Genomic DNA, 9029 nt, shown 5'->3' on the forward strand with positions numbered 1-9029 from the left:
CAGCCTCGCCCATGAGGCCGCGATCCTGCGGTCGGCGACCCGGGCGGAGATTCTCTGGAATAGCGGCCGCGCCGGCCCAAGCCCCTGGGCGGTGACGGTTTCTTCGAGAAGCAGTACGGCGATGTCGGCCCGGTCCGGAAGCAGCTCATAGGCGCTCAGGAGCGCCCGTGCGGCCTCGGCATGGCGCCCGAGATTGCGGTTTGACGCCCCCAGCACGAAGGCCGCCGTTGGATTGCCCGCATCCAGGCCGACCGCCTCGGCCGCGGCGACGACGGCGTTTTCGTGCTGTCCGAGCTTGAAGTGGGAATAGGCCTGCACGGTCGCCAGCCACGGATCGGTGGGCGACTGGCGCCGAAGCGGATCGCAAAGCGCCAGGGCCGGGCCGAAGCGGCCCTCCCGCACCGCAACTTCCAGCGATGCGCGCATCGCACGGGCGTCGTCGAGAGGGGAAGTCCCCAGGGTCTCCATCGCGCGGTTCCTATCAGCCGCGGGTCGCCGGTGTCGAGGCGGAACCCCCCGGCGCCCTGTAGGCCGGGAAGAAGCCGCTGTCCGTGTCGCCTGATAGCGTGCGGTAGGCCGCCTCGTCGAGAATTGCGCCGCACAGGTAGGAGGGGCTGACGGTGTTGGCGAACCCCCTCTTGAACTGAACGAGGCCGTCGCCGGGGTCATCGCCCAGGCCCGCGCCGCCGCCGAAGTTGATCGTCTCGCAGTCGCTGAGCGCGGCTATGGCAAGGTCGTTGACCGCGTAGGCTGCCCCGCTTGCGTAGCCCTCAGGATCCGATGCGGTCAGGTGGCTGATCGCATGCCCCTGGTGCGCCACGAAGACGTGCGCCGACACCAGACGCCCGCCCATGAAGGCGCCGAAGGCGCGGACGCCTGGCAGCCGGGCGAGGGTCTGGTGGTGGCCCGGCGGGAAGGCGTGCAGCCCGGTGAGCCCATGGCGATCGATCAGGTGGCCGTAGAGCGCTTCCCAGGCCGGCAGATGGTCGGCCAGCCGCAGTTCCGCGCGCTCGACCCGGCCCAGGGCGCGCTTCAGCTTCGTCCGGTGCTGACCGCTGTAGGCGATGGGGCCAAGCCTGCGGTCGTACACTGAGTGGGACTTGAACGGCCGCACGAAGTCGAACCCGTCGGTGAGCGCCTCAAGCGGGGGGCGCAGGCGCTCCTCAAGCACCAGCACGACCGAGACGAAGCCTGCCGCCCCCAGCCGCTGCCGGCCGCCGGCCAGATCGGCGTCAGGCGGCAGGACGGTGATCGGATAGGGGCCCATCGCATCGCGCCGGGTCCCGCAGGGTGTCGCCCGGCTGAGCACATGTCCGCGCCATTCGGGAACGCTGACCGAGGCGCCCGAGTGGGCGAGGCTCGCGGCGTAAGCCTCGCTGGCGTAGGGGTGGGTCACCGCAGCGGTCCGCTACAGGGGCGCAGACGCCCGCTGGGCGTCATTCTCCGCGTGCCAGGATTTCGCCCAGGCAGTCGAAGACGTAGTCCAGGCTCGCCGCATCCAACCCCACCCAGAACGGAAGGCCGACGACTCGGTTAGCCAGATCGTCCGTATACGGCAGGGCCGTGCGGCCACAACCTTCGTAGGCCGGATGCGCATGACACCCCTTGCCCCACCATAGCCGCGTCTCGACGCCCCGCCGGGCAAATGCCTCGCAGACCCGTACCGCGTTGTGCGCAGGATCCAACTCGACGATCCCATAGGAGGATAACCAGCCGTTCCCGAAATCCGGCGCAAGACGAACCCGATTGGTCGCCAGGGTTTTCTCGTGGAACCGCGCCGCCAGGTCCGCCCAGCTGGCGCGGGTGTCGGCCCACCGCTGGAAGCCCGCGAGGCCGACGGCGGCGGCGTACTCGCTCAGCTTGGCGTTAAAACCGGGAACCTGCGCATCTCGCGACCCGTCAAACCCGAAATTTCCCGTCCGGCGAATGGCGCGGGCCAACTCTGCATCCGGGCTGACCACCACAGCGCCCTCGCCCACGCCAAACACCTTGGTGGCGTGCATGCTGACCATGTAGGGCAAGCTGGTCTTCACGCTGGCGAAACTGTCGAATCCGGCCGCAGCGTCGACCAGAACGGGCACGGCGGTCCGGGTGTGGAAATCCTCCCAGGCCTGCAAGGCGATGGGCGCGCCGAAAGGCGCCACGGGGATCACGGCGCCGACATCGTGGCCTTGCGCCATGAGGGCCGAAACGTCGGCCGGGTCGATGGCCCAGGTCAACGGATCGATATCGACAAAGAAGGGCTTGAGACCTGCCGCGTGGGCCGCCGCCGCTGTGGCGACGAAGGTCCAGGAGGGCATGACGCACAGGCTTCCCGCTTTCACCTGCATGGCCTGGAGAACCTGCACCATGGCCAGGGTGCCGTTGGCCGAGGTCACCACACGACTGACGTCAACGTCGAAGTGCTCGGCGAGCCTGGCCTCCAGCCTGTGAACCAGCGGCCCCATGTTCGAGTACCAGCGCGCCGCGTCGATCTCCTCCAGAAACGGCAGAAGCTCGCTCGCAGGCGGGAGCAGTGGTCTCATCACGGGGACTTGGGAAGGCGGCGCCATTTCTCGGTCGAGTTTTCGCCTCTGGGGGAAACGCGCCTGACATCGGTCCCGACGGCTTTGGGACGGGCGTGGAGATAGAACGCCGGCCTCGGCGGCGCAAACGGAATTGACCCAGACACCGGGCGCCGCGGGAGGCGTTTCGGGGCGTGCGCCTTGCCGCTTGCCGCGACCCACGCCGTTTGCGACACCGCCTCTATGGGAGGCGGCAGGATGCGATTGCGATGGTGAAGATCCCGGCGAGCCCGGTGGAGCGGCTGAGCCTGGAGGCGATCCGCCATCTCGACGTCGCGCTGGATCTGGCGGCGGGCCCCAGACACCCGGCCAGCACCTTGAAACCCGGAACCACGTCTGCCAACCAGATCGCGGTGGCCGGCGAGGCGGGCTACATGTTCATCGCCAACGGCGCCAATCAGTGGGAGCGGCAGTACGCAGGCGACGTGCCGGTCCCACCGGCGTGGATCGAAGGCTGGGTGAAGGTCACCGACAGCCGCCGGGCCGAGGCGCAGGGGCGGGGCGTCATGCTTCGCCAGATGGTCGTTCCCGAGAAGCAGGCGGTCTATTTCGAGCGGCGCTGGCCGAACGTCGCCGATCCGGGCGCCAAGCGGCCGCTGCGGATCCTGCAGGCCAACCTGCCGGGCGACGCGCTGCTCTATCCGGACGCCGAGCTGCGCGCCGAGAAATCCCGGGCGCCCACCTATTTCCGGCACAACTCCCACTGGACCCCCAGCGGATGCCTCGTCGCGCTGGGGACGATCCTTGCGGGCGTGGCGCCAGCAATGACGTTGAACTCGATCACCTTTTCCTGCGCCCGCGAAGCCCTGCAGCAGGACCTTTCCGCCCACATGTTCGAGCCCGCGCCGTTCGAGGAGCGGCTGACGCTGGTCCCGGCCGGCGAGGTGTTCTTGGACAACAAGCAGTACGAAACCACCGGCCGCGTCACCGGCAGCAGCTATGGGGTGCGCAATCCCGCCGCGCCTGATCCGCGCAAGCTGATCCTGTTCGGCGACAGCTACGCCTATGACGAGGGGCTGGCGGCGGCCCTGTCGGCGGTGTTCAGCGAGGTGGTGTTCATCTGGTCCAAGGCGGTGCTCTGGGATCAGGTTACGGCGTTCGGGAGCGAGGTGGTCGTGTGGCAAAGCGCGGAGCGGTTCCTGGCCACCCTGCCGCAGTCCTGAGGATCGCCCTGCGATTGGCGTGGGGACCGGTGTCCTCTATGACACCGTGAAGGACCCTGGGACCGCGTGCGGCCCCCACGAACGAGGCTGCTCCCCCTGTCGACGCCACGTGCCCTCGCAAAGTTCATCGACCTTCCGATCGTCTCCGATCCGCGGGGCAATCTCTGCTTCGCCGAATCCTCCGTGCATGTGCCGTTCGACATCGCGCGAATCTATTACCTCTACGACGTGCCGGGCGGCTCGCAACGGGCCGGGCACGCCCACAAGGCCCTGCACCAACTCCTGCTGCCCGTCGCGGGAAGCTTCGACGTCCGTCTGCGTGACGGCAAGCGCGAGGAAGTCGTCACGCTGAACCGGCCGAGCCGGGGTCTGCACATCGGGCCGATGCTGTGGCGGGAGCTGGAGAACTTCTCCTCGGGTTCGGTGTGCGTCGTGCTGGCCTCGGCGGTCTATGACGAAGGCGATTACATCCGCGATTTCGGGGACTTCCAGGCCTTCGCAAGGTCATGAAGTTCTTCGACCTCGGGCTCGATGAGCCGTCCCTCAGGCGCGCGCTCGACGCCGCCTACCACCGCGTGATGGACAGCGGGCGCATGGTGCTGGGGCCCGAGGTCGAGGCCTTCGAGGCGGCCTTCGCCGGGTACTGCGGCGCCAGCCACGGGGTAGGTGTGGGCAACGGCCTCGACGCCCTGGTGCTGGCGCTCCGGGCCGCCGCAGTCGGGCCGGGCGATGAGGTGATCGTTCCCAGCCACACCTTCGCCGCCACCTGGATGGCGGTCACCGCCGTGGGGGCGACGCCTGTTCCGGCTGAGGTCGACGCCGCGACCTTCACCCTGGATCCGGCCGCCGCTGAGGCCGCCGTGACGCCGAGGACCGCGGCCATCATACCGGTGTCCCTCTACGGGCACCCGGCGGAGATGACGGCGATCATGGCGCTGGCTGAGCGCCACGGCCTGTTCGTCCTGGAGGACGCCGCCCAGTCCCACGGCGCGGCCTGCCGCGGTCGCCGCACAGGCTCGCTGGCCCACGCCACCGCCTTCAGCTTCTATCCGACCAAGAACCTGGGCGCGCTGGGGGACGCGGGCGCGTTGGTGACGGACGACGCAGAGCTTGCGGCCAAGGTCCGACGCCTGAGGAACTACGGGTCGGAGCAGAAATACGTCCACGAGGAGCAAGGCGCGAACTCCCGCCTGGATGAACTCCAGGCCGCGTTCCTCGGGGTCAGGCTGCAAGGCTTGGAGTTGGCCAATGGGCGGCGGCGCGCCGTGGCCGGTGTTTACGCGGAACGGCTGGCGGGGCTGGAATCAGTGGTTACGCCGACGCAGGCCGAATGGGCGCATCACGTCTACCACCTCTACGCGATCCGAAGCCCGGCGCGCGACGCGCTGCAGAGCCATCTCAGGTCGCGCGGCGTGGAGACCTTGATCCATTATCCGGTCCCCTGCCACCGGCAGCCCGCTTTCGCCGACTTGGGCTTCGCAGTCGGCGCCTTCCCATTGGCCGAAGCCCTGGCGGCGCAGGTGCTTTCGCTGCCCATGTGGCCTGGCATGCCGGTCGCCGATGTGGAGGCGGTCGCTGACGCGGTGACCCTCTTCGAGACCGGCCCAACGTGAAGGCCTCGGACCTCCTGGCCTGGCAGCCCGTCCTCTTCGCGCCCCACCTCAACCGGTTCGCGCTCCTCAAGCTTGGGGCGACGACCCCCAGCGACGCACCTCGCATTCGCGTGCTGCGCAATCACGCGGTGGAGAGCATGGCCACTGCGGCGCCGGCCTTCCTGACCTATGCCGGAACGCCGGCCCACGTTGTCGCCGGCGCCTATGACGACAGCCTCAACCTGCCATCGGGAGAAGCCGCCTGCGAACTGATCTGGCTGGATTTCCAGCGCTATGGCCGGCTGGCCGATGGGGAGTTGGCGGCCTGGGTCACTGGGCGCCTGGACGCGTTGCGAAAGGCCTCGACGGCCCCGCTGGTGGTGGCGAACGCGCCGGGGACCGACCCGCGCTACCGCCCGCTGAACGCCGCCCTTGATCAATGGGCCAGCAGCCATCCAGGCGTCGCTGTCCTGAGGCTCGACGCCATCGCCACGCGGCTGGGCGAGGGCTTTTTCGATGACCGGCGGGCGGAGGCCACGGGCGCCCGATACTCTGACCAGGCCGCCTTGCAGGTGGCGCGGGCGCTGGCCTTCGAGGTGCTTCCAAGGTTCCTTGGCGCGCCGGTCCGCGCCCTGGCCGTCGATCTCGACAACACCCTTTATTCGGGTGTCCTTGGCGAGGATGGCCTCGAGGGGGTCGAGTTGACCCCCGACCACGAGGCCCTGCAGGCCACGGTGGCGGAACTGGCCGGCCGCGGGGTGTTGGTCTCGGTGATTTCGCGTAACGAGGCGCAGGATGTCCAGGCGCTGTTCGCGGCTCGGGAGGACTTCCCCCTGCGGCCGGAGCACGTGGCGGACTGGCAGGTCGGATGGGACGCTAAATCCCGGTCTATCGGGTCTGCGGCCAAGGCGTTCAACGTGGCGCCCGACAGCTTCCTCATGATCGATGACAACCTCGGGGAACTGGTCGAGGCGGCCCGCGCCGTGCCCGGCCTTCGGCTGCTAGCCGCCGGCCCCACCGCCGGGGCCTCGGTGCAGGCGCTCAGGGGCTATCCCGGACTTTGGCAGGACCGGCGGGACTTCGCCGGCCGCACGGCCGACATAGTGGCGAACCGCGCCCGGGCGGCCTTGGCGGAAGTGGCGTTCGACGACGAAGCCTATCTGGCCGAGCTCCAGGCGGAGCTTAGCTTCAACTTCGCTTCGGACGATGACCGCGTCCGACTGGCCGACATGAGCCGCAAGACCAACCAGTTCAACCTCGCGCTCCGGCGCCTGAGCGAGGTTGAAGTGGCGCAGTACATCGATGATCCGGAACGCGCAGTGGTGCACGTGCGCCTCGCCGACCGGCTGGCCGACTCGGGGTCGGTGGCGGCGATCTTCGTCCGGCGCGAGGGCGCGGTCGCCCTGGTGGAGGAGCTGTGCATCTCCTGCCGCGCGCTTGGGCGCAGGCTTGAGGACAGGATGGTCTCCGTGGCCGTGGCCGGGGCTGCGCGCCGGCTCGGCGCGGACACCGTGGCCTTCGACTATGCGTCGGGCCCGCGCAACGCCCCCGCTCGGGACTGGCTGGCGGCGTTCTCCGGAGCCACGCTGGAGGAATCCGGCGGGAGGATTGTCATGCCTGTTCCATCCCCCGCGCCCGATGGACCGGTCACCGTCAAGTGGAAGACCTAGATGAGCGCCGACGCCGACACCATGATCGCAGAAATCCTATCCCTCATCCTGGAACGCCCCGTTGCTGTCGGCGAGTGCGTGATGCGCGAGGAGGAAGCCGGATGGGACTCCCTGAAGCATCTGGAGATCATCTTCGCGGTCGAGGCCGCGCTCGACGTGACGTTCACCCCCGAGGACATGGCGGCGATCGACGGGACGCCGTCCCTGTTGGCCACGATTGACGCCCGCCGTGCGTCATAATCTCAGTCTGGATGGCCATCGGTTCGGCCTGCGGCCCGTCGTCCTTGAAGACGCTGCGGCCATCCTGGCGCTGCGTCTCGACCCCCACCTCGGCCGCTTCCTGCACGCGACGTCAGCCAAGCTTTCCGACCAAGAGGACTGGCTGCGGGCGTACTTCGAGCGGGCCGGTGACTACTATTTCGCCATCTTCGACCGGCGCCCCGACGAGGTCGCGGGCTTCGTGGGAATCTACGACGTGGACCCGGTCAGCGGCGCCGCCGAGTGGGGTCGGTGGCTGGTCGTCCAGGGCTCGCTAGCGGCGGTGGAGTCGGCCCAGCTCATCCACCGCGCCGCCTTCGACCTGCTGAACCTGCAGGCGCTCTATTCCCGCACCGTGGCGCAGAACGTGAGGGCGGTGTCCTTCCACCGCAGCATGGGCGCGCAGCTCGACGGGCGCCTTCCCGGACACGTTGTGCTCGAAGGCAACGCGCGCGACAGTGTGCAGTACCGGGTGGATCGCCACCTCTGGGCGAGCTTGGGCCCCAGGCTGGACACCCTCGCCAGACGGATCGCGGAAGCCTAGGGGCCCGATGCTAGACAGCCTGCATGCCCGATTTCACCACCTCGGCGTCGCCTGCCGAGACCTGGACCGTGAACGCGCGGGATGGCTCGCGCTGGGATATCAGGAGGAAGGCGCGGTGTTTCTCGACCCTCGGCAGAAGATCCGCGGCCAGTTCCTGACTGGACCGGGCCCGCGCATCGAACTGGTGACCCCGCACGGCGACGGCTCTCCCGTGGATGGCTATCTCGCCCGGGGGACCAAGATCTATCATCAGGCCTATGAATGCCCTGACCTGGAGGCCGCCCTGGCGATTCTTTCCGCCGCCGGCGCCAAGATCACGGCGGCGCCGGCGCCGGCCGTGGCTTTCGAAGGCCGCGACATCGCCTTCGTCATGCTGCCCAATCTCAATCTGATCGAGCTTATCGAGGCGCCTGAATGACTGTCCCCTCCCCCCAAGAGGAGCGCGGCCGCCTGGAGGCCATCGCAGCCCACTCCGCCTATGGCGACGGGGCCAACCGCGCGACGATCGCGCATTCGTTCAAGGTGTTTCAGCGCTTCATCCGCCCGGGGCCGATCCTGGAGATGGGGCCGGCGGAAGGCCACATGACGGGCGACCTGGCCGCGCTCGGTGAACCGCTGACCCTGGTTGAGGGGGCTCAATCCTTCTGTGAGTCGCTGCGCGACCGACATCCCCAGGCCCGCGTGGTCCATTCCCTGTTCGAGGACTTCAAGCCGGACGAGGCGTTTCAGACGATCGTCCTTGGACATGTCCTGGAGCACGTGGATGACCCGGTTTCGATCCTGCAGCGTGCCCGGGAGTGGCTGGCGCCCGAGGGCCGTATACTCGCCGCCGTGCCGAATTCGCGGTCCTTGCATCGTCAGGCGGCGGTGCTCATGGGGTTGCTCCCGTTCGAGGAAGCACTGAACGCGGCGGACCACCGGCATGGCCATCGCCGGGTCTACAATCCCGAGACCTACCGGCGGGATTTTCTCCGGGCTGGCCTGACCATCGAGGTGTTCGGGGGTTACTGGCTGAAACCCCTGTCGAATAGCCAGATCGAGCGCGACTGGACGGACGAGATGCTGGCCGCTTTCATGAAGCTGGGCGAGCGCTATCCGGACACCGCGGGGGAAATCTACGTAGTCGCGCGGCGCTAGGTGTCGGCCGCGCCCCGAGGGGTGCGCCAGGGGACAGGCGCGCGCCGATAGACCGCCTCGACGAAGGTATCCCAGCGTGCTCGGAAGATGTCGTCGAACAC

General features: G+C 68.6%; 11 protein-coding genes. 8 read left to right on the plus strand and 3 right to left on the minus strand.

The genetic code is table 11. From position 1 onward, the window contains the following. The 3 genes from ACLL81_RS08585 to ACLL81_RS08595 form a co-directional block, all read right to left on the minus strand. Positions 1-426 (minus strand): CDC27 family protein (locus ACLL81_RS08585; RefSeq protein ID WP_411287927.1); only part of this gene is annotated, 426 nt, incomplete at its 3' end. Positions 427-481: 55 nt separating this feature from the next. Then, positions 482-1396 (minus strand): GNAT family N-acetyltransferase, encoded by a 915-nt coding sequence (locus tag ACLL81_RS08590; RefSeq protein ID WP_411287928.1) that lies wholly within the window; start codon positions 1394-1396, stop codon positions 482-484. 40 nt (positions 1397-1436) lie between these two features. Then, a complete protein-coding gene (locus ACLL81_RS08595; RefSeq protein ID WP_411287929.1) occupies positions 1437-2552 on the minus strand; it encodes a DegT/DnrJ/EryC1/StrS family aminotransferase in 1116 nt (371 codons plus the stop codon). A 221-nt stretch (positions 2553-2773) separates the two neighbouring features. Here ACLL81_RS08595 and ACLL81_RS08600 point away from each other — a divergent pair, with 221 nt between their 5' ends. The 8 genes from ACLL81_RS08600 (at position 2774) to ACLL81_RS08635 (ending at position 8928) form a co-directional block, all read left to right on the plus strand. Next, complete coding sequence (locus ACLL81_RS08600; RefSeq protein WP_411287930.1) at positions 2774-3727, plus strand: alginate O-acetyltransferase AlgX-related protein; 954 nt, start codon at positions 2774-2776, stop codon at positions 3725-3727. Between the two features lie 66 nt (positions 3728-3793). After that, positions 3794-4237 (plus strand): sugar 3,4-ketoisomerase, encoded by a 444-nt coding sequence (locus ACLL81_RS08605; RefSeq protein WP_411287931.1) that lies wholly within the window; start codon positions 3794-3796, stop codon positions 4235-4237. Further along, a complete protein-coding gene (locus ACLL81_RS08610; protein WP_411287932.1) occupies positions 4234-5340 on the plus strand; it encodes a DegT/DnrJ/EryC1/StrS family aminotransferase in 1107 nt (368 codons plus the stop codon). The genes ACLL81_RS08605 and ACLL81_RS08610 overlap by 4 nt, the downstream gene beginning before the upstream one ends. Then, the gene (locus ACLL81_RS08615) at positions 5337-6989 is read left to right on the plus strand and encodes an HAD-IIIC family phosphatase (RefSeq protein WP_411287933.1); all 1653 of its coding nucleotides are present in this window, start codon (positions 5337-5339) and stop codon (positions 6987-6989) included. Before ACLL81_RS08610 ends, ACLL81_RS08615 begins: the two co-directional genes overlap by 4 nt. Continuing rightward, positions 6990-7229, plus strand: a complete 240-nt coding sequence (locus tag ACLL81_RS08620) for a hypothetical protein (protein ID WP_411287934.1) — start codon at positions 6990-6992, stop codon at positions 7227-7229. After that, on the plus strand, positions 7219-7791 hold the full coding sequence (locus tag ACLL81_RS08625) for a GNAT family N-acetyltransferase (RefSeq protein WP_411287935.1): 573 nt from the start codon (positions 7219-7221) through the stop codon (positions 7789-7791). The genes ACLL81_RS08620 and ACLL81_RS08625 overlap by 11 nt, the downstream gene beginning before the upstream one ends. A gap of 7 nt (positions 7792-7798) precedes the next feature. Continuing rightward, on the plus strand, positions 7799-8209 hold the full coding sequence (locus ACLL81_RS08630) for a VOC family protein (protein WP_411287936.1): 411 nt from the start codon (positions 7799-7801) through the stop codon (positions 8207-8209). Next, positions 8206-8928 (plus strand): class I SAM-dependent methyltransferase, encoded by a 723-nt coding sequence (locus ACLL81_RS08635; RefSeq protein ID WP_411287937.1) that lies wholly within the window; start codon positions 8206-8208, stop codon positions 8926-8928. The genes ACLL81_RS08630 and ACLL81_RS08635 overlap by 4 nt, the downstream gene beginning before the upstream one ends. Positions 8929-9029: the final 101 nt, after the last annotated feature.

Origin of the sequence: Phenylobacterium sp. (assembly GCF_046590535.1) — a bacterium.
GTDB lineage: Bacteria > Pseudomonadota > Alphaproteobacteria > Caulobacterales > Caulobacteraceae > Phenylobacterium.